Origin of the sequence: Bilophila sp. 4_1_30, from assembly GCF_000224655.1 — a bacterium.
Lineage (GTDB): Bacteria > Desulfobacterota > Desulfovibrionia > Desulfovibrionales > Desulfovibrionaceae > Bilophila > Bilophila wadsworthia.
Genome location: NZ_JH114232.1, coordinates 1,098,154 through 1,123,081, shown reverse-complemented (window position 1 = coordinate 1,123,081; position 24,928 = coordinate 1,098,154). Strand labels below are relative to the sequence as shown.

At 59.6% G+C, this 24,928-nt stretch carries 20 protein-coding genes, 1 tRNA gene and 1 pseudogene; 8 read left to right on the top strand and 14 right to left on the bottom strand.

All coding sequences use genetic code 11. The annotated features are described in order from the left end of the window. Window positions 1-39: 39 nt before the first annotated feature. The 3 genes from HMPREF0178_RS11565 to rplM form a co-directional block, all read right to left on the bottom strand. A complete protein-coding gene (locus tag HMPREF0178_RS11565; RefSeq protein WP_009733565.1) occupies window positions 40-1,695 on the bottom strand; it encodes a ribonuclease J in 1,656 nt (551 codons plus the stop codon). Window positions 1,696-1,921: 226 nt separating this feature from the next. After that, on the bottom strand, window positions 1,922-2,311 hold the full coding sequence (gene rpsI / locus HMPREF0178_RS11560; RefSeq protein ID WP_005025392.1) for a 30S ribosomal protein S9: 390 nt from the start codon (window positions 2,309-2,311) through the stop codon (window positions 1,922-1,924). 18 nt (window positions 2,312-2,329) lie between these two features. Beyond that, window positions 2,330-2,764: a 50S ribosomal protein L13 gene (gene rplM, locus HMPREF0178_RS11555; protein WP_005025390.1), complete on the bottom strand. Its 435-nt coding sequence runs from the start codon at window positions 2,762-2,764 to the stop codon at window positions 2,330-2,332. Window positions 2,765-3,064: 300 nt separating this feature from the next. On the opposite strand from rplM, the gene HMPREF0178_RS11550 reads away from it, so the two are divergent. After that, window positions 3,065-4,339 carry an HD domain-containing protein gene (locus tag HMPREF0178_RS11550; RefSeq protein ID WP_009733564.1) on the top strand — a complete coding sequence of 425 codons (1,275 nt, stop codon included), beginning with the start codon at window positions 3,065-3,067 and terminating at the stop codon, window positions 4,337-4,339. A 379-nt stretch (window positions 4,340-4,718) separates the two neighbouring features. On the opposite strand, the gene HMPREF0178_RS11545 is transcribed toward HMPREF0178_RS11550, so the two are convergent. The 4 genes from HMPREF0178_RS11545 to HMPREF0178_RS11530 all read right to left on the bottom strand — a co-directional run bounded on the left by HMPREF0178_RS11545 (window position 4,719) and on the right by HMPREF0178_RS11530 (window position 8,283). Further along, on the bottom strand, window positions 4,719-5,540 hold the full coding sequence (locus tag HMPREF0178_RS11545; protein ID WP_009733563.1) for an undecaprenyl-diphosphate phosphatase: 822 nt from the start codon (window positions 5,538-5,540) through the stop codon (window positions 4,719-4,721). Window positions 5,541-5,543: 3 nt separating this feature from the next. Beyond that, window positions 5,544-6,134, bottom strand: a complete 591-nt coding sequence (locus HMPREF0178_RS11540) for a TetR/AcrR family transcriptional regulator (protein ID WP_039958944.1) — start codon at window positions 6,132-6,134, stop codon at window positions 5,544-5,546. Between the two features lie 177 nt (window positions 6,135-6,311). Continuing rightward, complete coding sequence (locus HMPREF0178_RS11535) at window positions 6,312-7,535, bottom strand: MFS transporter (protein WP_009733561.1); 1,224 nt, start codon at window positions 7,533-7,535, stop codon at window positions 6,312-6,314. Window positions 7,536-7,614: 79 nt separating this feature from the next. Next, entirely contained in the window at window positions 7,615-8,283 is a 669-nt protein-coding gene (locus HMPREF0178_RS11530) for a glycosyltransferase (RefSeq protein WP_232281260.1), read from the bottom strand. A 691-nt stretch (window positions 8,284-8,974) separates the two neighbouring features. Here HMPREF0178_RS11530 and HMPREF0178_RS11525 point away from each other — a divergent pair. Continuing rightward, the gene (locus tag HMPREF0178_RS11525) at window positions 8,975-10,636 is read left to right on the top strand and encodes an L-lactate permease (RefSeq protein ID WP_009733559.1); all 1,662 of its coding nucleotides are present in this window, start codon (window positions 8,975-8,977) and stop codon (window positions 10,634-10,636) included. Between the two features lie 345 nt (window positions 10,637-10,981). On the opposite strand, the pseudogene metG reads toward HMPREF0178_RS11525, so the two are convergent. Beyond that, window positions 10,982-12,985 (bottom strand): annotated as a pseudogene (gene metG, locus HMPREF0178_RS11520) (methionine--tRNA ligase); the annotation flags it as partial. A gap of 193 nt (window positions 12,986-13,178) precedes the next feature. Next, a complete protein-coding gene (locus HMPREF0178_RS11515; protein ID WP_009733557.1) occupies window positions 13,179-14,222 on the bottom strand; it encodes a regulatory iron-sulfur-containing complex subunit RicT in 1,044 nt (347 codons plus the stop codon). Between the two features lie 169 nt (window positions 14,223-14,391). Between HMPREF0178_RS11515 and HMPREF0178_RS11510 the strand changes: the two genes are divergently transcribed. From HMPREF0178_RS11510 to HMPREF0178_RS11500, 3 genes are all read left to right on the top strand, one after another. Next, window positions 14,392-14,949 (top strand): HDIG domain-containing metalloprotein, encoded by a 558-nt coding sequence (locus HMPREF0178_RS11510; protein ID WP_009733556.1) that lies wholly within the window; start codon window positions 14,392-14,394, stop codon window positions 14,947-14,949. Between the two features lie 147 nt (window positions 14,950-15,096). Then, complete coding sequence (locus tag HMPREF0178_RS11505) at window positions 15,097-15,483, top strand: helix-turn-helix domain-containing protein (protein ID WP_009733555.1); 387 nt, start codon at window positions 15,097-15,099, stop codon at window positions 15,481-15,483. A 56-nt stretch (window positions 15,484-15,539) separates the two neighbouring features. Beyond that, window positions 15,540-16,094 carry a cysteine hydrolase family protein gene (locus HMPREF0178_RS11500; protein WP_009733554.1) on the top strand — a complete coding sequence of 185 codons (555 nt, stop codon included), beginning with the start codon at window positions 15,540-15,542 and terminating at the stop codon, window positions 16,092-16,094. 222 nt (window positions 16,095-16,316) lie between these two features. Here HMPREF0178_RS11500 and HMPREF0178_RS11495 read toward each other — a convergent pair whose 3' ends face one another. Continuing rightward, entirely contained in the window at window positions 16,317-16,994 is a 678-nt protein-coding gene (locus HMPREF0178_RS11495) for a CBS and ACT domain-containing protein (RefSeq protein WP_009733553.1), read from the bottom strand. Window positions 16,995-17,149: 155 nt separating this feature from the next. On the opposite strand from HMPREF0178_RS11495, the gene HMPREF0178_RS11490 reads away from it, so the two are divergent. Beyond that, on the top strand, window positions 17,150-18,118 hold the full coding sequence (locus HMPREF0178_RS11490) for a membrane protein (RefSeq protein WP_009733552.1): 969 nt from the start codon (window positions 17,150-17,152) through the stop codon (window positions 18,116-18,118). 206 nt (window positions 18,119-18,324) lie between these two features. Further along, window positions 18,325-18,401, top strand: a tRNA-Met gene (locus HMPREF0178_RS11485). A gap of 114 nt (window positions 18,402-18,515) precedes the next feature. On the opposite strand, the gene HMPREF0178_RS11480 is transcribed toward HMPREF0178_RS11485, so the two are convergent. From HMPREF0178_RS11480 to hcp, 4 genes are all read right to left on the bottom strand, one after another. After that, window positions 18,516-19,076 carry a hypothetical protein gene (locus HMPREF0178_RS11480; RefSeq protein ID WP_009733551.1) on the bottom strand — a complete coding sequence of 187 codons (561 nt, stop codon included), beginning with the start codon at window positions 19,074-19,076 and terminating at the stop codon, window positions 18,516-18,518. 45 nt (window positions 19,077-19,121) lie between these two features. Further along, on the bottom strand, window positions 19,122-21,134 hold the full coding sequence (locus HMPREF0178_RS11475) for a PAS domain-containing hybrid sensor histidine kinase/response regulator (RefSeq protein WP_009733550.1): 2,013 nt from the start codon (window positions 21,132-21,134) through the stop codon (window positions 19,122-19,124). 63 nt (window positions 21,135-21,197) lie between these two features. Further along, window positions 21,198-21,881, bottom strand: coding sequence for a Crp/Fnr family transcriptional regulator (locus HMPREF0178_RS11470; protein WP_009733549.1), 684 nt, complete (start codon window positions 21,879-21,881; stop codon window positions 21,198-21,200). A gap of 221 nt (window positions 21,882-22,102) precedes the next feature. Next, complete coding sequence (hcp, locus tag HMPREF0178_RS11465; protein ID WP_009733548.1) at window positions 22,103-23,719, bottom strand: hydroxylamine reductase; 1,617 nt, start codon at window positions 23,717-23,719, stop codon at window positions 22,103-22,105. 256 nt (window positions 23,720-23,975) lie between these two features. On the opposite strand from hcp, the gene HMPREF0178_RS11460 reads away from it, so the two are divergent. Then, the gene (locus tag HMPREF0178_RS11460) at window positions 23,976-24,887 is read left to right on the top strand and encodes an ATP-binding protein (protein WP_009733547.1); all 912 of its coding nucleotides are present in this window, start codon (window positions 23,976-23,978) and stop codon (window positions 24,885-24,887) included. The last annotated feature ends 41 nt before the right edge of the window (window positions 24,888-24,928 follow it).

The window sequence follows — 24,928 nt, the reverse complement described above, 5'->3', positions numbered from 1 at the left end:
TCAGAAAAGTTTCTCCTCCCCTTCCCCAGTCTTTTTCCCCTAAACTTCCGTAATGACCGGAACCACAACCGGATCGCGTCCTACGACCTTGCGGAAGAAGCTCCGCAGGGAGGAACGGATACGATCGCCAAGACGCGGGATGCCGAGCCGCGGAGAGGTTTCGAGATGATCGAGGACAAGGCACTTGGCATCCTCAAGCAGATGGCTGAACTGCTGCTCAAACACGAAGCCCTTGGAAATCATGTCCGGGCCGTGGATGACCTCTCCGGTCTCCTCGTCAAGCACCAGTACAACGACGACAACGCCGTCGCCGCCGAGAAGCTGACGCTCACGCAAAACGAGATTGCCCACGTCGCCCACGCCCTTGCCGTCCACAAGAATGGAATCGGCGGGGATCTTCTCCTCAAGCCGGATGGTATCAGGCAGCAAGGTCAGCGGCTCGCCATCGTCGAGGATGAACGTGCGCTCGGGCGCAATGCCCCAATCACGGGCCAAATCGCGGTGCTGAATCAAATGGCGGTACTCGCCGTGAATCGGCACGAAAAATTTGGGGCGTACGGCGTCGAGCATGGTGCGGAGCTCGTCGCGCCGACCATGACCGGAAACGTGCACAGGGCGCGTTCCGTCGTGGCAGACATCGGCCCCCATGCGGTACATCTGGTTGATCAGCCGGTTGACGGCGCGCGCATTGCCCGGAATGACTCGGGAAGACATGATCACCGTGTCGCCTTCCATGATGGAAAGCTGACGGTGCTCGCCGGACGCAATGCGGGAAAGCGCGGACAGGGGCTCTCCCTGAGAACCTGTGGCGATGACCACCATGCGCTCAGGGGAAACATCGGGGATGGTCTGGTCCGTAAACAGCTCGGGCGGCATACGCATGAAGCCAAGATCGCGGCCGCGCTCAATATTGTTCACAAGGCTGCGGCCGCTGACCACGACGGCGCGATCGAATTCGCGGGCCATGTCGAACACCATCTGGATACGCTCGATATGGCTGGAAAAAAGCGTGATGACAATACGGCCTTTCGCTTCCGAAAAAATCTCGTGGAACGTCTCGCGCACCACTTTCTCTGACTGGGTGTGCCCTTCGCTCTCGGCATTGGTAGAGTCGGAAAGCAACAGCCGGACGCCGTCAGTGCCCGCGAAACTCCGCAGGGCGGGCAAATCCGTGCCGACGCCGTCAGAAGGAAATTCATCGATCTTGAAGTCGCCCGTATGCACGACTTTTCCCACTGGCGTATCCACCGCAAGGGCGTATCCCTGCGGGATGGAATGGCTCACCGGAATAAAATGGAACCGCAGGCCGCCGAGCGCCAACTCGTGTTCGGGGGTCACGGTAATGAGTTCGGCCCGGTCGAGAAGGCCGCGTTCACGGAGCTTGTGCTCCACGAGCGCCAGCGTCATGGGGGAGCCGTAGACTTTCAGGCCCTTGATAAAAGAAACCAGCCACGGAACCGCTCCGATGTGGTCTTCGTGCCCGTGCGTAAGCACCACGCCGAGCAGCCGTCCGCGCTGAGCCAAGATAGGCTCCAGCGGCGGAATGACCACATCCACGCCAAGTTGCTGGTCATCAGGAAACATGATCCCGCAGTCGACAAGAACACACCCTTCGGGCGTGTTCCACATCTGGCAGTTCATGCCTATTTCACCCAATCCCCCTAGGGGAGTAATAGTCAAAAAAGTATCCGTCATTATGCTCTCTGTTCGTAGGTTATTGTCGGAAGTTTACCCGAAGCCCGGTGTTTTCACAAGACGTTATCGTAAAGGACGGGCACGGAAAAAGATAAAAAAATAAAGTAATTTCAGCGAATAATAAAATGAAGCCCTTCCCACAGCAGCCAGCGGACGCAAGCGGATATAAACGCCAAAAGGCCGGGGTTTCCCCCGGCCTGAACAAATCTGAAACGGGCCTCGCGGCTTAACGCTTCGAATACTGGTAGCGAGCACGAGCGGCGCGCTGACCGTACTTTTTGCGTTCCTTCTTACGGGCGTCGCGGGTCAGGAACCCGGCGCGCTTCAGAACGCCGCGCAGGGACGGGTCGGCGCTCAGCAGGGCACGGGAAATCCCGTGACGAACGGCTTCAGCCTGACCGGTCACGCCGCCGCCGCAGACGTTGACCTTCACGTCGAACTTGTCCACGAGCTTGGTGAGGACCAGAGGCTGGCGGATGATCATCTGAAGGGTCTTGCGGGGGAAGTAATCTTCCACTTTACGACCGTTGACTTCGATAGCGCCGTTACCGGCATAGAGACGGGTACGAGCAGTAGCGTTCTTGCGACGGCCCGTGCCGTAATCAAACTCAGACATGATTGACTCCTGGCCTCGTTAGTACGGGAAGGACAGAGGCTTCGGGCCCTGGGCAGTATGCGGATGCGTGGGGCCAGCATACACCTTGAGCTTCTTCAGCATGGCACGACCCAGACGATTCTTGGGAAGCATACCACGGACGGCGTGCATCAGCACGTCGGCAGGCTTCTCAGCAAGGAGCTTGTCGAGCGTAATTTCACGCAGACCGCCCACATAGCCGGAATGATGGTAATACTTTTTCTTTTCCAGCTTGGCGCCGGTGACCTTGATCTTTTCGCAGTTGACAACGACGATAACGTCGCCATTGTCCATGTGAGGAGCAAATTCGGGCTTGTGCTTGCCGCGGAGGCGATGGGCAATTTGGGCGGCCAGACGACCGAGAACCTGATTGTCCGCATCCACTACAAACCACTGGTGGTCGATATGCTCCGGAGTGGGGCTAAACGTCTTCATGCTGAAGCGTCTCCTCTGCTAAAACTTGTAGAACGAAATGTATAAAATGCCAGAGCAGGCTTGTCAAGCGACAAAACCGTTTTCCTTCTGCGCTTGGCAGAACAGAACCGTTGCCGGGGACGCCCTAGCATCGATTCTCATAACATGGCGCTTTTGATAAAACGCCCTGGAACCGCCCGGCGTCTGCCCCTGCCGCCCTTTGTGAGGAAAGGGAGAAAGGAAATCCGGACATTGTTCGGAGCAAAACACAACGCGGGGCAGCCACAACCATGCGAGTAACGGATCACAAGGGAGAAGCCGATGTCCGCAATCCGAAAAAGCCTTTTACAGCTTATGTTTTCCGGTTCGTACATGCGCCGCTGGAACGACAAACTGCGTCCCGTGGAACTCTACGAAATAGACAAGCAGGCGCATAAAATGATTGTCGCCTGGATGCTCACGCTCCTGAACAGCGGTGGTTATTCTGCCTCAGATCAACTTAAATTGCAACAGGAAGTTATAGAAAGAGGGCTTTTTGATTATCTGTACCGTCTGGTCACAACCGACATCAAGCCCCCCGTATTTTACCGTATCTGTGAAAACGAGAAAGATTACAAAGAACTGACGGAATGGGTCCTCAAAGAGCTTCGTCCCGTGCTCGGCGCGCCGGACGAAGGTTTCTGGGAGCGCCTTTCCGCCTACCACAGGAACCGGGATCGGACGAGCCTCCCGGATCGCATTCTCACGGCGGCCCACCACTACGCTTCGGGGTGGGAATACAACGTCATCAAGCCATTCAACACGTTTGACGAGGAAAACCAGTCCATTGCCGAATCCTTCACTGAGCGTCTCGATGGTCTGACCGATCTGTGCGGCGTGAACGAACTCATACAGGGGCACGCCTTTTTCAGCGATTCGCCCACGGCCTTGGGGCGTTTCGCCAAGCTGTGCGGCCAGCTCCGCTTCCAGATCCGCTGGGCCGACACGCCCCGCGTGCCGGAAACCTCCGTGCTCGGGCACATGTTCCTCGTTGCGGGTTACGCGTATTTCTTCAGCCTCTCCCTCGGAGCCTGCCCCGCGCGCCGGGTCAACAACTTCTTCGCCGGGCTGTTCCACGATCTGCCGGAACTGCTCACGCGGGACATCATCACCCCGGTCAAACGCTCCGTAAACCAGCTCCCAAGCCTTCTGCGCGCCTACGAACTGCAAGAGCTGGAGCGGCGTGTCTTCGGCCCCCTCTCCGCCGGGGGGCACGACCGGCTGGTGGAACGCCTCCGCTACTATCTCGGCCTCGTCGGTGAGGGCGTAACGTCAGAGTTCGACGAGACCATCCGTGACAGCTCGGGACAAGTGCGCTGCCTCGGCTCGTTCGACGCCCTCCACGCCAACGGCAATGAAGACGGACTCGATCCCAAGGATGGGACGCTGCTCAAGGTCTGCGACAACCTTGCCGCGTTCATCGAGGCGCACTCTTCCGTCCGCACCGGGATCTCCTCCCCCAACCTGCATGAGGCCATTGCCCGGATCAGGGGCGATTTCCGCCATCGCTCCCTTGGCCCGTTGTCGCTCGGGACGATCATTGCGGATTTTGATTAAGAAAAAAGGAGAGGGGCTTTCTGAAGAATCCCCATAAGGGGGGCAAGCGGCCCCCTCCCCAAAGACTTTCATAAGGGTCAATGACGATATGGGGGTGCTTGCCGGACATCCCCCGGCGACTTCGAGCAGGTTCCCCCAAACGACAGCACCACCGGACAGTACGGGAATGAATTCTTGCGAAAGATGCATCTAATTGGAACTATTGGGATTCTATATTTCTGCTGAAATCCCTGAGCCCACAAAAAAACGAGCACTGCAATAAAATGCAATGCTCGTTTTTCTATCCTTTGGTAGCTCTTACCGAAAGAAGGCATTCCCCCAGAGAAAACCAGGCATCCCTATCAGGGAAACTCCCGTTTCGACCTCCCCATCTCTCACGCTACCCCATATTCACCATAAAAAAGTACACAATCGGCGCAAGAAGCAGCCGATACACGGCGAAAGGCCGTAGGGTGATGCGCCCCACAAGGGCGATAAACGTCTTGATGGCGAGCCAGCCGAAAAGGAAAGCGAAAAACAGCCCGGTAGCGAACAACGGAATATCATCCACCGTGAAGAGGGACCACGTCTTGAGGAGATCGTAGCCGGTGGCCGCAAACATGATCGGCACCGCTGCCACAAACGAATATTCCGCGGCAAGAGCACGCTTCTCGCCAAGCAGCATCCCGCCCATAATCGTAGAGCCGGAGCGGGAAAAGCCCGGCCACAACGCCATGCACTGGCAAAGGCCGATGCCGAGCGCCAGTTTGGGCGTCACCTCGTCAATACTGGAATACTTGGGCGGGCGCTTCGCACAGTAGCTTTCCACAAAAAGCATCAGCAAGCCGCCGACGGCAAGCGAAAGCGACACGCTAAAGGGGGTGAAAAGCTGCTTGATGTACGAATGGAGGAGCAACCCCAAAACCGACGGCGGCAGCGTCGTCAGAAAAAGGAGCCAAATCCCCCTCACCCCGGCAAAAGGTTTCGGGGCTGACGTTTGCACCCGGCCGGGCAGCAGCAACCCCATGAAACGGTCCCAATACACCAGCAGTACGGCGAAAATGGAACCAAGCTGGATGGCGACCTCAAATGTGCTGGCCTTCGGGCCCGTGAACCCAAGCAGGTCTCCGGCAATGACCAAATGCCCCGAAGAAGAGACCGGCAGGAATTCGGTCAATCCCTGCACAGCCCCCATAATGAGGCCGGTAGAAAACCAATCCATGTGTTACTCGCAGGCGTTACACGGCGTTATGGCTCTGGCGGCGAAAGCGACGGCCTCACGGTACAGATGGGGCGGCGCGTACGGCGTGAGGACACGGGTACGGTTGGCACCGACCACCAGCGACATGAGAATCTGGGCCGTTTCCTTCACGAGCAGCTCGCGGATGGAACCGTCTTCAATGCCCCGCCACAACTGCTGTTCCAACAGTTTGTGAATGTCGTTGAACTTTTCGAACATCAACTCGCGGTCGTCGGTCGTCTTCATGTCGCTGTAAGGCGAACAGCGCACAAGGACAAGCCAGTTGGAGTCGGGATCAATCGAAAAATCGAGATACGCCTTGCAGAAATTCAACACGCTCTCGCGGCCATTCTTGCCTTCGTCGCACGCCCGCTGCAAAACTTCATGAAAGCGTTCGAGGACGTCCATGCCTGCGGCAAGAAAAAGCTTTTCCTTGTTTCCATAATGATGGGTCAACAACCCGAGAGCCACTCCCGCACGTTCGGAAATCTTCTTGAACGTGGTTTCGGTATAGCCGCATTCGCCAAAAAGTTCCTTCGCGGCCTTCAGCAAGGCCTCCTTCTTCGTCATGGTCATATGATCCCCCCAAAAAACATAATCAAGAAACAACGCTGTTTAGTTGCGCAACCAACAGACTATGCTACAGGATTCCGCTCGTCAACGGAAAAGTATGCCTCGTGTGAGCGGCGTTCTTATACTGTTCAAAAAAGAATTGCATCCTTTTTTTCATACAGGAGAAAATGGAAGCGGTATTCACTCCTTCCCGGAAGAAACCGGATAGACGCGCCATACGAGCGCACCGATGACCAGCGCCACGCCGATCCCCATCGCATACGGCCCGCGCCATCCTATATATGACCAGCCGATCCCGAAAAACAGTGGCGAAAGGCTTTGGCTAAGCCGCAGCACCGTACCGTTCATCGCCATGACGATGGCCCTGTTGCGCGTCGGGGCAAGCGTGGTCATGCGGGCGTTCAGCAAGGGGAACGTCAGGCCCTGCGCCACTCCGCCGATGAAAATGGGCAAGGTCAGCCACCAGAGCGAGGACACGGCGTCGGGAAGAACCAGCATGAGCGTTTGAGCCACGACGTAGCAGCACGTAGCGCTCAACATCAAACGGCGGTGCGAGTATTTCCGCCCGAGCCACGCCAGATTCATGGCAATGGCCGCCGTACCCAGTGAAGCCACGGTAAAGACGGCTCCGATATGGGAAGGGGATGCTTTATATAATAGGTCGGCGAGCAGAGGGAAATAGGTGATGGTAGGCCCGTACAGGATGCAGAAACAGAGAAAAGTCAGCCCGAAAAGCCCGATTGCGGCGGAGTGGAAAATGATGGAACGGCTATCCCGCGCGTACTGTTTCCAATCCATGCCGGTGTGCGGGCGCTCCAGCGGGACACTCAGGGCAAGCAGCCCCACCGGCAGCGCGGCCAGGGAAATCCAGAACGGCCACCTCCAGTCCATCTCACCGAGGAAACCGCCGATGGCCGGGTACAACGCGGTGCCGAAGCTGATCGTGGCGCCGACCATGCCCATGACTTTGGGGCGATCCGTTTCCTTATAGAAATCCCCTACCAGCGTCCCGTACAAGATCCCCAAAGGCGCGGCCCCCAGCCCTTGTATGGCTCGCCATGCCAGCAGGTTCTCGAACGAATCGGAAAAAGCGCACCCCATTCCCCCACAGGCGAACAGCAGCAGCCCCGGCAGCAACACGGCCTTGCGTCCGAAACGGTCGGCAAGCACGCCCGCCACCGGCGTCATAAACGCGCTCGGCAGCGTGAAGCAGGTGATCAGAAGCGCCACCCCTGCGGCGTCCTGATGAAAAACGGCTCCCAGCTTAGGCAGAATAGGCAACGTGATCGAGACGCCCATAACCCCCATGAGGGCCACGCACAGCACAAGAACCAGCCCCGCAAGACTGACGGGGCGGGATTGCCCCTCTTGAGATGCCTCGACGGGCAGGCCGTCCTTTATCACGTGTCCTCCTCATCGTTACGGATGGATTCTCCGAATTCGCCGTTACGGATTTGGAGAGCCGATATGGCCGCAGTGTGCTTCAATCCCGCCAGCCAGACAACCTTTTTCCAAGGTCGATCTTCTGGCGGTTCCAGAGGTAACGGGCATAGCGCAGTAAAGGATTCCGCGTTTCCCGCCGGTTTCGCTCACGCGCTTCCTCAAGCAACGAGAGCCACTTTTGCGTCAGCATGTTCACATCAAAGGCTTGCGCCCGCTTCGCGCCGTGTTCCGTCATCCTCCGGTATAAACCAGATTCCTGTTGCAGGCGATCAATGGAGTCCAGCACGGCCTCGGCCGAGGCTGCTTCCAGAAAATCCAGCGGGGAGGTACGCAATTCCCTGTAGGCCGGTTCCGGGCCAAGTAGGGCGGGTACTCCCGCTTTCCATGCGTTGATCAGCTTGGATGCCGGTTTGGTTGCCAGCACAACAGGAGGGCAATCACGGATTGCCAGTACGGCATCCACATGCTGGTAATCGTGCCATTCCCCTTGGAAACGGCTGACGAAGCGGACCCCCCGCTGCCGCAGGGCATCCTGAAAGGCATCGGTCTTCACGAACTGCGGTTCATATTGATCGCTGCCGAAGTAAGCAATCGTTTCAAGGCGATCTCCCCGTGCGGGATCTCGTGGAATCAACCCCGGCTGGGGCCAGTGCGGCATCGTCCGCCGCAGCCCCGTCTCCCCCATCAACCCGTTCTGCATAATGGTCATATCGGATAACGCGGGGCGGGGCCGGTCCGCTTGCGCAACAACGGCAAAACACCGATGAACACCCTGTGCGGGGGTCGCATCATCCCAATGGAAAACGCACACGGCATTGTCGACAGCTCTGCAGCTTAATACGGGTTCAAAGGGGCAATCAACAGCGCATAGCCGCGCCCATGTCAGTATTATCCAGCAATCCCGTCCAGAAATGATCCGTTCCGGGCATTCGTCCGGAGCAAAGGGGCGAGGCTCGGAAACAAGCTCAGGCCACTTCTTGAAAAGATGTTTCTCATTGACGACAAAGTATATTTTCTCTCGCGGACAAGCACGGGACGACATGAGCGGCTCACTCCACCGCGTGATATTCACAGCGGATTGTTTGAGATATGAAGAACGTATTTTTTATTATACCATAGAATAAAGTAAGATATGTCTTTATACTGTTTACTTGACCAAACAGCGGCTTACTGAAACAAAAACGTTCCTGCCTGACGGCATCCAATCAATATTTTTTCTACATAATCGTCCATAATAACTTGCGCAATTCTTTTTTTGGTATGGCACACAATTTGTGACTCTTCGATCAAACAGTCGACAATGCTTGCACTAACGGGAAAAACACCACATAGTATAGGCTAACTTTTTGGGAAGGTTTCTTTTCTTCTTTCACAATTCTGTCCAAGGTAAAGGAGTCATTATGTCCGTTGAACTGCTTGCTATGGTAGCGGTTCTGCCCATTTTGGTGGCGCTCATCCTTATGGTCGGCATGAGGTGGCCCGCAACGAAAGCGATGCCGCTCGCGTGGCTTGTCTGCGCCGTCAGCGGCATCCTTGTCTGGGGGTTGAGCCCCGGATATGTTGCCGCACTGACGTTGCAGGGCATCGTCACCGCCATCGGCGTTCTCATCATCGTTTTCGGCGCCATCCTGATTCTCTTCACGTTGGAGAAGAGCGGCGGCATGGAAACCATCCAGTACGGGATGCAGAACATCAGCCGCGACAAGCGCGTTCAGGCGATCATCATCGGATACATGTTCGCCGCCTTCATCGAAGGCGCGGCCGGTTTCGGCACTCCCGCGGCGCTTGCCGCCCCACTCCTGCTGGCCCTCGGTTTTCCCGCCATGGCCGCGGCCATCATCTGCCTTGTGTTCAACAGCTTCCCCGTGAGCTTCGGTGCGGTGGGCACTCCCATCGTCATGGGCCTCTCCCCGCTCAAACCCATCCTTGACGCGGGCGTCGCCGATGGCGGCATGACCTACGCGGCATTCTGCAAAATCGTGGGCGAATACTGCACGATGATGCACATCCCCATGGCTTTCATCCTGCCTGTTTTCATGCTCGGCTTCATGACCCGTTTCTACGGCCCCAACCGTACGTGGTCCGAAGGCTTCTCCGCGTGGAAATACTGCATCTTCGCCGGCGTCTGCTTCTCCGTCCCCTACTTCATCGTTGCGTGGACCCTTGGACCCGAACTGCCTTCCCTCATCGGCGGCCTCATCGGCCTCGGCATTCTCATTTACGGCACCAAGCGGGGCTTCTGCGTTCCCGAAACCACCTGGGACTTCGGCCCGCATGAAAAGTGGGACGCCTCCTGGACCGGCAGCATCGCCGCCAGCGGCAAGACCGAATTTCATCCCCACATGACCCAGTTCCGCGCGTGGCTGCCCTACGCCATCATCGGCCTCATCCTCGTGCTGACCCGTATCCCGGAACTCGGCCTCAAGGCGTGGCTCGCCTCCTTCAAGCTCAGCTTCGTCGACATCCTCGGCTATCAGGGCGTGAGCGCCTCCATCGACTACCTGTTCCTGCCCGGCACGATTCCCTTTACGCTGGTCGCCATCCTGACCATCGGCCTCCACAGCATGAAGGCCAACGACGTAAAGGACGCATGGACCACCACCTTCGCCAAGATGAAGGCCCCGACCATCGCGCTGTTCGCCGCTGTGGCGCTGGTGTCCATCTTCCGTGGCTCCGGCGTGAACGACGCGGGCATGGACTCCATGCCGCTCGCCCTCGCCAAGACCCTCGCCGCCCTCACCGGTGAAGCCTGGCCCGCCCTCGCTTCCTACGTCGGCGGCCTCGGCGCCTTCATTACCGGCTCCAACACCGTGTCCGACCTGCTCTTCTCCCAGTTCCAGTGGGATATGGCCACGCAGCTGAAGTTCTCCAAGGAAATCATCGTTGCCGCTCAGGCCGTCGGCGGCGGCATGGGCAACATGATCTGCATCCACAACGTCGTGGCCGTCTGCGCCGTTGTGGGCCTCTCCGGCAGCGAAGGCATGATCATCAAGAAGACCTTCTGGCCCTTCCTGCTCTACGGCATCATTGTCGGCATCATCGCCTGCGGGCTCGTTTTCTAGAATGGTATAGAACCGGAAGGGAGGGGGAAATTTTTCTCCTGAAACGCTTTCCCTCCCTTCCCCAAACCTGCGACGCGGAGCCCATCCCTCCTTTACCAAAGGCTTTCGCGCTTATCGAACCCTGATTACAACATTCTCCGTATGAAAAGGCCGCCCGAAATGTTTCGAGCGGCCTTTTCTGAAATGGATGGGAACCCTCAAGCGGTACGCTCTTCGGACTCAAGACGATCTGGCCGTTCCGCCAACAGCCCAAAGCCATAACCGAGCGCCGCATCGGCGGAATTCGAAACCAAAAGGGGAACCTTCCTTCCGAAAGATTCCCCTTTTTGCATCGCTTCTTTTCCCCTACGAAATCTTGCTTCCCGGCGCGACATCCCCACCGGGGGCGAGGAGGGTCAGCTTGCCGTCAGGGGATTCCGCCGTCAGGATCATGCCCGCGGATACGAGCCCGCGGATCTTGCGCGGCGCGAGGTTGGCGACCACGCACACCTGACGGCCCACGAGGGTTTCCGGTTCAAAGTGCTCGGCAATACCCGACAGGATCTGACGCGGTTCGGCTTCGCCAAGATCGATCTTGAAGCACAGCAGCTTGTCGGCTTTGGGCACCCTGCCCGCTTCGAGGATCGTGCCCACGCGCAGCTCAAGCTTCTGGAAGTCGGCGTATTCGGCCACTCCGGGGACAAACATTTCGGCGGGCGCCGAAGCAGGCGCGGCTTTGGCTTCCTTCTCCTTGGCGGGCTTCTTCTGCTTCGCCTTCTTGTCTTCCTTCATCTCTTCCGGGATTTCCAAGCGCGGGAACAGGTTGGACGCGGACGCGATCACGCTGCCGGTCGCAAGGCATTCCCAAACGCCCTCTTCATCGTTGACGTTCCCGGCGGGCGCGACGCCGAAACGCTCGGACGCGGGCAAGGGCTGGCCGAGCTGCTCAAGCAGAGCCGCCGCCGTGCCCGGCATGACCGGCCACAGGCAGAGCGCCACCTTGCGCATACATTCGAGCAGCAACCGGATGACCGTACCGAGGCGGGCCGTATCGCCCTGCTTGAAAAGCGTCCACGGGGCCTGAGAATCCACATACTTGTTGAGGGCGCGCACGAGATCCCACAGCGCGTCGAGGCCCTGCGAGAAGCGGATGTTGCCGAACAGCTGCACGTAGTTGCGGCGGGAGTTCTCCGCAAGTTCGATGAGCGCCTTGTCGTCCTCGGTCAGTTCGCCCTTCGGCGGAACCTTGCTCTCGAAATACTTGGCGTTCATGGACAACACGCGGCTGAACAGGTTGCCGAGGTCATTGGCGAGATCGGCATTGAAGCGAGTGATCAGCGCCTCTTCGGAAAAACTGGCGTCCGAACCGAACTGCATATCGCGCAACAGGAAATACCGGAACGCATCCAGCCCGTAATGTTCCGCCATTTTGATGGGCTCGACCACATTGCCGAGCGACTTGGACATCTTGGTGTCCTTGATGAGCCAATAGCCGTGCACGTTGAGGTGCTTGTACAGCGGCACACCGGCGGATTTCAGCATGGTGGGCCAGAACACGCCGTGCGGCTTCAGGATATCCTTGGCGACGAGGTGCTCGCCGGGCCAGTACGCGGCATACTTGTCGCCGTCGGGCCAGCCGAGGGCGGAAATATAGTTGAGCAGCGCGTCAAACCACACATAACAGACGTAATCCTTGTCGAACGGCAGCTCAATGCCCCATTCGAGGCGGGTTTTCGGACGCGAAATGCACAGGTCTTCCAGCGCGCCGCTTTCGATCATCGACAGTACTTCGTTGCGGTAGCGCTCGGGACGGATGAAGTCGGGATTTTCGCGGATATGCCCGGCAAGCCACGGCAGGTACTTGGACATGCGGAAGAAGTAGTTCTTCTCCTGAATGAAGTCCGGCTTGGTCAGGTGCTGCGGGCACAGGCCGTTTTCCAGTTCCTTTTCGGTGTAGAAACGCTCGCAGCCCGTGCAGTAATGCCCGCCGTGCTCGCCAAAATAGATGTCGCCGTTGTCGTACACCTTCTGGAGGAACGCCTGCACGCGGGCCTTGTGATCGGCATCCGTCGTGCGGATGAACTGATCGTGCTTGATGCCGAGCTTGGGCCACAGGGCCTGGAACTGGCCGCTGATGCCGTCCACGAATTCCTGCGGGGTCTGCCCGGCCGCTTCGGCGGCCTTGACGATTTTGTCGCCGTGCTCGTCCGTGCCGGTCAGAAACCACGTATCCTCGCCGAGCAGCGTATGGAAACGGCGCAGGCTGTCCGCAACGATGGTCGTATAGGCGTGCCCAAGGTGCGGGCGGGCGTTCACGTAATAAATCGGTGTCGTAATGTAAAACGTGGAGGACACGGGAAAGCTCCTTTCATGGTGTTCCGTATATGCCGACCGTAAACCGTCCCGTCTACAGCCGTTTCTGACTCATCGCACCCTTCCCCGCCGGAACGGGCTCCGCCGCACGGCCTCCCCTCCGGCCAAACGCCTTTGGGGGATGATGGAAAGGGGCGGGAGAAGGAGAAGGGTTCTTTCTCCAGAAAGGCCCTCTCTCGCTCCCTCGTCTCTATCTCTTCCGCTTGCGCTTACGCTTGGGGCGGAGCCCCTCTTCAAGCGTTTCCATCTCGCCGTCATTGAGCCCGCCGAGATCTTCAACAAGCTCGTCGGATTCGTCGCCAAACGCCTCGTCGATAGTGTCCGGATCGGCCATGACCACCATCAGCTCGTCATGCGGACGGGGCGTCGAAGGCTTGTTCTCCGGCTTCGCATCGGGCTTCCCTTCCGGGCGCGGCGGCGCGTCGGGACGCCGGGGATCGAGCGCCTGCCACTCGTCGAGCGTCAGCTCAAGCTCCTCGTTCGTATCCGTCAGCAAGGCCACGCTGTTGCGGAACATGTTGGCGCGCAACACTTTCATGGGGCCCTTGTTGGTCTGATACCGCTTCCCGAGGCGCGGGCAGCTGCTGTGGAAAATATCGTAGTTCTCCTGCTCATAGCTGAGGCAGCACAGGAGGCGCCCGCAGATGCCAGAAATCTTGGACGGGTTCAGGAACAGGTTCTGCTCCTTCGCCATTTTGATGGTCACGGGCACAAACTTGCGCAGGAACCGGCGACAGCAGCACACCATGCCGCAGCTCCCCACCGCGCCGAGCATCTGCGTCTCGTGCCGGACGCCGATCTGACGCAGTTCGATGCGGGTGTGGTACTCGCGCACCAGATCCTTTACCAGCTCACGAAAGTCGATCCGGGTCGGGGCGGTAAAGTAAAACACCAGCTTGCTGCGATCGAACAGGACCTCCACATCGACAAGCTTCATGTCGAGCTGGCGTTCCCGGATGCGTGATTCACAGAACTTGTGCGCGGAGTATGTCAGGGTATCGTTCTCTTCGGCGACGATCTGATCCTCATCGGTCACCTTGCGCAGGACATCGCGCACACCGTCCGGAGGAAGATCCTCAGGAAGGCGATCCACAATGTTCATGACCGTGGCGATGCCGAGGCCCTGACCGGTTTCCGCAAGTACGCGATCCCCTCTGTCCACAAAGGGGTCCTCACAGTAGAAAAAATATATTTGTCCGTAATGACTGAATTTTATACCGATTATGCGCTTCATGTAGGTGCGTTGTCCGCCGCGGGGCGAACCGGGTAAGAAGGATGGAAATAGATCCCTTTCTTTTCCGTCATTCCAGAGGCTGTGTCAATCACCCGACAGCGCTGGATTTTGAAGCCGCGCTACGGTATGCAACAGGTTCCTTGTTCCCTCACCAACCCACGGAGGCGTCATGCTCGACCGCGAACAGGCTTTGGCCCTTTTGAACGAACTCGGCCCCGAAAAACATCTCATCCAGCACGCGCTGGCCTCGGAAGCGGTCATGCGCGCCCTTGCCCGGCATTTGGGCGAGGACGAGGAAGTCTGGGGTCTGACCGGGCTGCTGCACGATCTCGACTATCCCCTCACCCATGAGGACCCCGCCAAGCACGGCCTCGTCGGAGCCGAACGCATCGGCGACCGCCTGCCCGACGAAGCCCTGCACGCCATCCGCGCCCATAACGGCGAGATGACCGGCGTGGCTCCCTCCTCCGCCTTCGACTACGCCCTGCGCTGCGGGGAAACCGTAACCGGGCTTGTGGTCACGGCGGCGCTCGTGCGCCCCACGGGCATGGAAGGCATGCAGGCCTCCAGCCTCAAGAAAAAGATGAAGGATAAGGCATTTGCCGCCAGCGTCAACCGTGACTGCATCCGGCAGTGCTCGGAGCTGGGGCTTGAACTCGGCGACTTCCTCACCCTCGCCATCGGCGCGATGGCGGAAATCGACGAGGAACTCGGGCTGAAGAAATAGGCGGCCCGGCCTTCCCCGACGGCGGGGCGTACGCACGCCCCCTGCCATCGGGGCCCCGCGCAGGCACGGCACATTCCGGCACGCGGATACCCTGAAGTCCTCCACAGTGCACCGCCCAGAGACCGCACATTCTCCAACGGACGAACCATGAAAATCCGTAAGACCTGCACCTGCCCTCTGGAAATCGTCCACGACATCATGAGAGGCAAGTGGAAAACGATCATCGTGTTCCAGCTGCGGAACGGCGGCATGGGGCTGGCGGAACTGGAACGCGGCATTGAAGGCATCACGCAGAAAATGCTGTTGCAACATCTGGGGGAACTCAGGGCGTTCGGGCTGATCGGCAAGATCGAGCCGGACGGATACCCGTTGCGCGTGACCTACTTCCTTACAGAGCGAGGGGAAAAGCTGTTGCGGGCCGTGCGGATCATGCAGGATATCGGCGTGGAATACATGCTGGAGAACGGGCAGGCCGACATTTTGGAGCACAAGGGCATCATCCCTGCCGCCGAGGGCATACCCACAAAAAAGTAACTACTGTACTTTCCGCCACATGCCGCTATCGTGGGCACAACACCCGGAGGTACGGCATGAATACGGCACTTCTCTTGATCGACATCCAGAACGACTATTTCCCCGGCGGCGCATGGGAACTGTCCCACGCGGACGAGGCCGCCGCACAGGCCCGGCTGGCGCTGGAGCGTTTCCGCGAGCAGCACAGGCCCGTTTTCCACGTCCGGCATATCAACACCCGTCCCGGCGCGGCCTTCTTCCTGCCGGATACGCCCGGTTCCGAGATACACGGCGCGGTCAAGCCGCTGGACGGCGAGCCCGTCATCATCAAACACGCGCCGGACGCTTTTTTCCAAACGGATCTCCACGACGCCCTCAGCCGGGCGGGCATACGGAAACTCGTCGTCTGCGGAATGATGAGCCACATGTGCATCGACACGAGCGTACGGGCCGCCCGAAGCCACGGCTACGACATCACGCTCCTGCATGACGCCTGCGCCACGCGGGATCTGTCATGGAACGGGAAAACCATCCCCGCCGCAACGGTACACGAAGCATTCATGGCGGCCCTGCACGGGGCTTTCGCCGACGTACGGACGACCGGGGATTTCCTCCCGTCCCTTCCCGCATAACCGGAGCCTCTTCCGCACAATCGCCACCGCAATACGGCAATGAAGCCACATGGGGCTATTGGGAAACAGCATACTCAGCCACCGCGAGACGCCGAAGGCCTCGGACAACCGCCACCCTGCCGCCTGACCTGCGGATATACTGATACGGCGAGGCCACCCAGCCCGCACAAAAAAGAGAGGCTTCCACGGAAGCCTCTCTTTTTTGTGCCGTAATCAAAACAATCAGCAGTTCCTGTTGCAATGGAACTCGTCATCCATCCAGTATTCTAGAGGCATGGCTTTCTTCATGTTTTCGATGAGGGCCTTTTCCTTTTCGGAGTCCATCGCATGGAGACGGATATAGACGTGGCTGCTCCCTTCCTGCGTCTTGCTGCGCGAGGTGAGCACGGAAAGGACGTTGCCTCCGTTCTGGCTGATGGCCTCGAAAATCGGGGTCAGCACGCCGGGCTTGTCGGGAAGCATGAAGGCAAGCTGAAGGCCGCCCTTGCTCGCGCCGCAGAAGTCCACCAGCACCCTGAAGATGTCATGATCGGTGATGATGCCCACAAGCTCCCCGGAGCCATCGACCACGGGCAGGCCGCCGATCCCCTTGTTTTCCATGAGCAGGGCGGCGGCGTCCACGGCGTCGGTGTCATAGACCGTGACCGGATCGCTGGTCATGATGTCTTTCACCTTCACTTCGGAAAGGAGATAATACAGCTCGTGCATATCGAGCGTCGTCGCCTTGGAAGGAGAGGCGGCCCGGATGTCCCTGTCGGAAACGATGCCTACCACACGCTTCCCGTCAAGGACGGGAAGACGCCGGATATTATGATCCTTCATCAACTTCGACGCTTTCAGCATGGATGTGTCAGGGGTCACGGTGATGACGTCCTTGGTCATCCACTCACGAATCAGCATGGGAACCTCCTTGCGAGACAATCCGAGAGTTACAAGGGTTAAGGGGGCGCTCTTCGAGCAAGCCTTAATCTACACGAATTCCCGCCTCCACACAATGCCGGGAGACGGAAGAATACATACTGGCCTCTCCCCGGAAAGCGTGGTATCCGACCCTCATGATATCTTCCGATCTGATGCCGTTCTGGCTGACGCTGGGCCGCCCGCTTACCCGGCTTTTGTTCGCCATGTGCATTGGCCTGCTCATCGCCAATATCGTTGAAGCGCTGCGCTGGACACAGCCCCTCGCCCGCCTTTCCGCGCCGCTGGTGCGGCTCGCCCGGCTGCGCGAAGCCGCCGGGGCGTCCTTTTCCATGGCCTTCTTCTCCCCCGCCGCCGCCAACGCCCTGCTGTCCGACAGCCACGCCAAGGGCGAGATCAACCTGCGCGAGCTCGTGCTCGCCAACCTGTTCAACAGCCTGCCCGCCTACATGGTCCATCTGCCGACCATGCTGTTCATGCTCTGGCCCGTGCTCGGCGCTCCCGCCCTTATCTATACGGGGCTGACCCTCGCAGCGGCCGCGCTGCGGACCCTGTTTACGGTGGGCCTCGGGCATTTCCTCCTGCCGCCCCTTCATGGCGAAAACTGTATCGAGTGCCGGCTGCCTCAGGAAAAAGTCACCCTCAAGAGCGCCGCGCTCAAGGCATGGAAACGGTTCCGCCGCCGCCTGCCCAAGCTCGTCATGTTCACCATCCCCGTGTACGTCGCCATGTACCTGATGCAGCACTACGGTCTGTTCCGCACCGCCGAGGCGTGGCTTTCCGACCATACCCCGTGGCTCGGGTTCATCCGGCCCGAGGCGCTCGGCATCGTGCTCCTGAGCCTCGCCGCCGAAATCGGCGCCTCCCTGTCCGCCGCGGGTTCCGCCCTGCATATGGGCGGGCTCACCCCCCCGGAAGTCATCATCGCCCTGCTCGTCGGCAACATCCTCTCCACCCCCATGCGGACCGTCCGTCACCAGTTCCCGGCCTATGCCGGGTATTACAGCCCCGGCCTGGCCTTCAAGCTCATCTTCTACAATCAGCTCCTGAGGACCATCACCATGATCGGCGTGACATGGGCCTATTGGCTATGCGCCATCGCCTGAGGGACCCGCTTCCCCGCCTTCTTCAAGGGCCACGGAAGCATAAATGCAGCCCGTATCCGGATGCGGCACCCCAAGCAGCTCCTTTGCCCAAAATTTGAAAGAAAGAAATCCATAGGTTACCGCTTTCGAAATTTTCTTGCAAAAAAAGCTTGCCAAGCTTCTCAATCTCGCTTATTAAATGTCCTCGCTGCTGCGGTAGCACTTATGGCAAGGTAGCTCAGTTGGTCAGAGCATACGGTTCATACCCGTAGTGTCGAGAGTTCAAATCTCCCCCTTGCTACCAGATGACAATGGCGGTTCCGGATGAACATCCGGAACCGCTTCGTCGTTTCAGAGTATTCGATGTTTCTGAACAGTGGCGCATACCGTTTCTTTTCGGGAACGGCGTGCGCTTTGTTTATGGAAGTTCCGGGCCGGCTGCGGGCGGCGTCCCCATGTCGCCCAGAGGCCGCGGAGAAGGCGGAACCCCTGTCGGCGGGTCACACCATTCGGGAAAACGCGAGAACAGGCCGAGCATACGGTAACGGTCCTCATCCGGAAACACGCCCGCGCCGCACAGCTCAAAGACGATCCGGGACCATGCCCTGCCCGCCTCCACAAACGAACGCGGATCGGCTTCGTACCGTTTCCGGCCCCGCACATGAATGTCGTAGGTCGCCAAATGGTCGTATGTCGGAGCCGCCGCCATGACGGTCTGCCAGAACAGCGCATACCCGTCCTCGCGCTCCCGGGCCGTGCCCGCCTCGCCTTCCCCGTAGTGCTCCATATAGGCTTCGCTCAGGCATTGCCGGAACGCGGCGATCCGTTCCGGAGGCGTGTCCTCCGGCAGCAAGCGCTGCCCGAGGCTCCCGAAGGTTCGGGCGTTGGCTTGTGTCTGTTCCGTAATAGGAACATGGAAATGCATCAGGCAGCATCCCGCCAGCAGCCCGGCACCCAACAAGGCTAAAACGTTTCGCATGGCGTTCTCCTCGGGACTCCGGACGACTCCGCAGGAATTCCCTTGCTATTTGCTGTTTCGCCGCGCGGCGCTTCCCCAGCGGGACAGGCTGAACACAAGCTCCCGCACATCAATGGGCTTGGTGAGATGCGCGTTCATCCCGGCGGCGAAACTCCGCTCCTCGTCGCCGCGCATGGCGTGGGCGGTCATGGCAAGGATGGGGACGCTCCGGCAGCGGGGCAAGCCGCTCTCACGGATGCGCCGCGTGGCGTCATAGCCGTTCATGACCGGCATCTGCACATCCATCAAAATCACGTCGAAATCCTGATCTTCCGCATAGCGGTCCACGGCGTCCCGCCCATTCTCCGCCACGCACGTCTCCACGCCAAACCGGGCGAGCATGTTGAGGATCACATACTGATTGAGCTCGTTGTCCTCCACCACAAGGACCCGCTGCCCAACCAAATCCCCAAGGGGCAGGCTCTCGTCCGGAACATTGCCCCCGGAGCAGAACGAACCGGCATCACCCGGCGAAACGTCTTCAGCCAACGGGAAGGCCAGCTCAACCCGGAACGTACTGCCCTTGTTGACGCGGCTCCCCACGGTCAGCGTGCCGCCCATGAGTTCCACAAGCCGCTTGCTGATGGCAAGCCCGAGCCCCGTGCCGCCGAAACGGCGGGTGGCGGATTCGTCCACCTGCATGAACGGGCTGAAAATGCGCCCTATTTCCGATTCGGGGATGCCGATGCCGCAATCACGGACCACAAACTCCAGCCGCACGCGCGTGTTGGTGGAATCCACCACACGGACGCGCAGGCTGACCGACCCCTCGTCGGTAAACTTCACGGCGTTGTTGCACAGATTGAGAAGGACCTGCCGGACGCGCAGGGCGTCGCCCATAAGCAGCAAAGGCACATCCGGGGCGATCTCCAAAGAAAACTCAAGCCCTTTCCCCTCGGCTTCCGGAAGCACCACTGCGGCAAGGATACCAAGCTCTTTCTTGAGATTAAAGGGAGTGCGGGCCAATTCCAGCTTGTTTGCCTCGACCTTGGTCAGATCAAGGATATCGTTGAGGATGCCGAGCAAGGCCGTGCTCGATTCGCTGATCCGGGAAATGTATTCATACTGCTGCGTGGTCAAATCCGTCTTCAAGGCCAGATAGGAAAGGCCGATGATCGCGTTCATGGGCGTCCGCAGCTCGTGGCTCATGTTGGCGAGGAAGGATGACTTGGCCCGGTTGGCGGCCTCCGCTGCCTCGGCGGCCATGCGCAGGGAAGCCTCATGCTGCTTGTGCTCGGTGATGTCGGCGACGTAGCCAACCGCCCGGACGGCATCGCCGTCCCGCGAGAATTCACACTCGAAATCGAACCACCGCGAACCCTTTTCCGGGTCCAGCAGTTCGATCTCAAAACGTTCGCACAGCCCCGGCTTCCATGAGGATCGGCGCAGCGCTTCCAGCACCCGCTTCCGGCAGCCCGGCGCTATGCGGCTCCATAATCCTCTGAACGCGGAAAAACACACCATGTCGGCGGGGATGCCGAACTGCTCGAAAAAAATGTCGTTGGCGGAAAAAAGAATCCGGCTGCCCCGCGTGCACTCGAATACGCCTATCCGGCCGATCCGGCAGGCCGTTTCGAACCGGGAAAGATTCTCGCGCAGCCGTTCCCGCATACTCTCCAGCTCGCTGACGTCCTGATGGTATCCTTTTAAGCGCAACAAGCCGTTCTTGCTGCGTCCGGGCAACAGCTTGCCGCCGCAGCGCACAAAAATACGCCCGCATACGGGATGGAGCCACGGGTACTGGACTTCATACCGCTGTCCGGTGCTGAGCATCTTTCCCACGCACTCGTCCACCGCGGCGCGATAGGCTTCATCCACGCGACCATACCAATGCCTGAAACAGTCCTCCGGCGAAGGGTGCGTCTCCAGACCGAGCAACAGCAACATGGTCTCGTTGGCCGTCATCCGGTGCTTTCCGTTTTCCTCGTCGATCTCAATGGCCCAAAGGCCCGTATTGCCGATCCGAAGAGCCTCGCTCATCCATTCGGGACTGTTGAACATGTCCGCGTCGATCCCCATAGCCCACCCTCCTCCGCCGCGATTCCGCAAACCGGAACCCTCGGAGCGTATCCAACATTCCACCTATCTGTCTCCCTCTGCGGCAGTGGCCTGCAAAGCGGGAACGTCAAGAATAACGATGTCTTTTCCCCTCAGCTCGACCAAACCCGCCTCGGAGAACCGGGACAGCTGGCGGGAAAGCGTTTCACGGGCCAGTCCGAGCAGATTGGCGAGCACTTCCCGGGAAACCCCGAGCCGGATGCAGTCCCCACCCCCAATCTGCCTTCGGTGCAGCAAATACGTGGCAAGCCGGCAGGCCGCACCGCCCTGCCCCTGCGCAGCCAGCTTGTGCGCGAACATCCGCAGGCGAAGCGACAGCGCCGCGAGCATCCGCAAGGCCATCTCCGGATTTTCCGTCACCAGCGTGAACAGCGCATCCGCCGGAAGGAACAGGGTTTCCACATCGTCTACGGCCACGGCGGACGCGGGGAACGTCCCCTTCTGGAACATTGCGGCCTCGCCGATCGTGTTTCCCTTACGGACAAGGTGAAGCACCATCTCCCGCCCGTCGGGAGCGAACCGGACGACCTTCACGATGCCGCGCAGTACTATGTGCATACCGTCGGCGCGTTCCCCTTCACGGAACAGGGCCGCCCCGCGCGCAAACGCGCGCATCCGGCACCCCGCAGCGAGACGTTCCCGCTCGTCCGGGGACAACGGCTCAAACAGCGGCAAGCCCCCGAGCACTTCCAACCGTTCGTTTGACATGCCCGCTCCTGTTTCACAGTGTATTTCCTTGAAAAATACACCGGAGTCCTTGCCAGACGCAAGCGTTTCCGCACCAAAGGTTCCAAATGCAAAAAGGACGGGAGCTTCCAAAAAAGCTTCCGTCCTTTTTGCTGCATGACTGTTGACGGATGGGTTGGCGAGCCCCTGCGCGGCAGCCCTGCGGCGTCACAGGGCACGCGGGAGAAGCCCATCCCCCGTACTTAGCCCAGAAGGGCCTTCAAATCCTCGTCAGGGGTGGAAATGGGCTTGATGCCCCAGTTTTCGACCAGCAGATTGAGGATGTCGGGGGACACGAAGGCCGGGAGGCTCGGTCCGAGGTGGATGTTCTTCACGCCGAGGGCGAGCAGGGTCAGCAGGATGGCCACGGCCTTCTGCTCGTACCACGACAGCACCAGCGAGAGCGGCAGATCGTTGACGCCGCACTTGAGCGCGTCGGCCAGCGCCAGCGCCACCTTGACGGCGGAATAGGCATCGTTGCACTGCCCCACGTCCAAAAGGCGCGGGAACGGCCCGATCTTGCCGAGATCCTTGTCGAAGAAGCGGAACTTGCCGCACGCCAGCGTGAGGATGAGCGTATCCTGCGGGGTCTTTTCCACAAATTCGGTGTAGTAGTTGCGCCCCGGCTTCGCGCCGTCGCAGCCGCCCACGAGGAAGATGTGGCGCACGGCCCCGGACTTCACCGCGTCAAGCACGGCGGGGGCGGCGTCCAGCAGCGTCTTGCGCCCGAAGCCCACGGTCACTTCCTTGCCCGGCGCGTCTTCCGCGAATCCGGGCAGTTCCAGCGCCTTGAGGATGAGCGGCGCGAAGTCCCGGTTCTTGATATGCACAAGGCCCGGCCAGCCCACGATGCCGGAGGTGAACACCTTCCCGCCGTAATCCTTGGGGTTCTGGATACAGTTGGTGGTGAACAGCACCGCGCCGGGGAAACCGGGCAGTTCCTTCTGCTGGTTCTGCCACGCCGTGCCGTAATGCCCCACAAAATGCGGGAACGCCTTGAGCACCGGATACCCGTGCGCGGGCAGCATTTCGCCGTGGGTGTAGATGTTGATGCCCGTGCCCTGCGTCTGCTTCAGCAGTTCGTACAGGTCTTCGAGATCATGCCCGGAAACGAGGATGGCCTTGCCCTGGCGATGCCCGAGGGAAACCTGCGTGGGGACGGGATCGCCGAACGCCTTGGTGTTCCCAGCGTCCAGAAGCTCCATCGCCTTCAGGTTGGCCTTGCCGCAGCGCAGGACCAGATCCAGCCAATCTTCAAGGCTGCGCGCCTTGTCCGGCGTGCCGTCCTTGTCGGGCATCCCGGCGGCGAGCGCCTCGTAGACGAAGGCGTTCAGTTCCGGGTCACGCTGGCCAAGGATCGCCGCGTGATCCGCATAGGCGGCTACGCCCTTCAGCCCGTACAGGAGCAGCTGCATGGCGGAACGGACGTTCACGTCGTCGCTGAAACGGTCGGTCCCGGCCTGCACCTTCCGGATGCTTTCCCAGTCGGCATCCACAGCCGCGTCACAGGTATCCGGCGTACAGCCGAGCTTCGTAGCGAGCGCCTTGCGGCGGCGTATGGCTTCCCGCGCCACTTCTTCAAGGGCCGCGGGATCGAAATTCACGTTGGTAAGGGTGGAGAACAGCGCGCGGACGGTAAAGTCGTCCGTATCCTGCTCGATCACGCCCTTGGCGCGGGCCTTGAGCGCCGTGCGGGACAGCAGCCGCAGGGCATAGATCACATGGTCCTGAAGATCGGCCACCGGAGCCAGCTTGCCGCAAACGCCCATAACCGTGCAGCCCGTGCCCTTCGCCGTCTGTTCACACTGATTGCAAAACATGGAAACCTCCAGAGTTGAGGTGAAACGACATCGTCTTGTAAACGGACATTCCCTTCTTTACCGGAAAAAGGCAGTGATCGGAATCACAATCACCCCTCCCGCATAAAAAAATCATGCCGCAGCCGCGTGTTCCGCCCGTTTTTCCCGGCTTGACAAGGCTCTCGCACGCCAGATAGAAAAACCAGTTAACCGGTTTCACGCCGGGCCATCCAATCCGCAGCGCGCAACCGCGCCCTGCCCCGGAGTTCGCCTCATCATGATATGCAAACGCTGCAAGTCCGCCACGGCCATCATTTCCCTGCCGAGCCACAACACCGGATTCTGTGAAAACTGTTTCCGGGATTTCTTCTCCGCGCAGGTCGCCCGCGGCATCGAAACCGGAAAGCTGTTCACCCACGAGGACCGCATCCTCGTCGCCCTGTCCGGCGGCAAGGATTCCCTGTCCCTCATGCTGGAACTTTCGCGTCAGGGCTATGACGTTACCGGCCTGCACATCGACCTCGGCATCCCCGGCTCGTCCGAAATCGTGCGCGGGGTCATCGAACGCTTCTGCGGCAAGCACGGCTTCAAGCTCATCGTCAAGGAAATGGCCAAGGAAGGGCTTGCCATCCCGCTGGTCAAGCAGCGCCTCAAGCGTCCCATCTGTTCCGCCTGCGGCAAGATCAAACGGCACTATTTCAACAAGACGGCGCTTGAAGAAGGCTTCACTGCCCTTGCCACCGGGCACAACCTCGACGACGAGATCGCCCGTCTGTTCAGCAACACCCTCCGCTGGGACGTCGGCTACCTGTCGGATCAGGGCCCGCGCCTCGACGGGGAAAACGGCTTCGCCCGCAAGGTGAAACCCTTCTGGCGTCTGACCGAATTTGAAACCGCGACGTACGCCTTCCTCGAAGAGATCGAGCACCATCATACGCCCTGCCCTTACAGCGCGGGCGCGAGCTTCACGTACTACAAGGGGCTCTGGAACCAGCTTGAAGAGGAAATGCCCGGACGCAAGCTTTCCTTCTACGTGGACTTCCTCAAGCGCGGGCGTTCCGCCTTCGCCGGGCTCGAAAGGACGGAAGGCGACGCCCTCGCCCCCTGCACCGTCTGCGGCTACCCGACATCCTCCGGGGTGTGCGGCGTCTGCCGTATCCGGGAAGTCGTCAAGGAAGGGAAAGAGTAGAGATTGGGAGGGGGAGAGGCCCTTTCTGGAGAAAGGGCCTC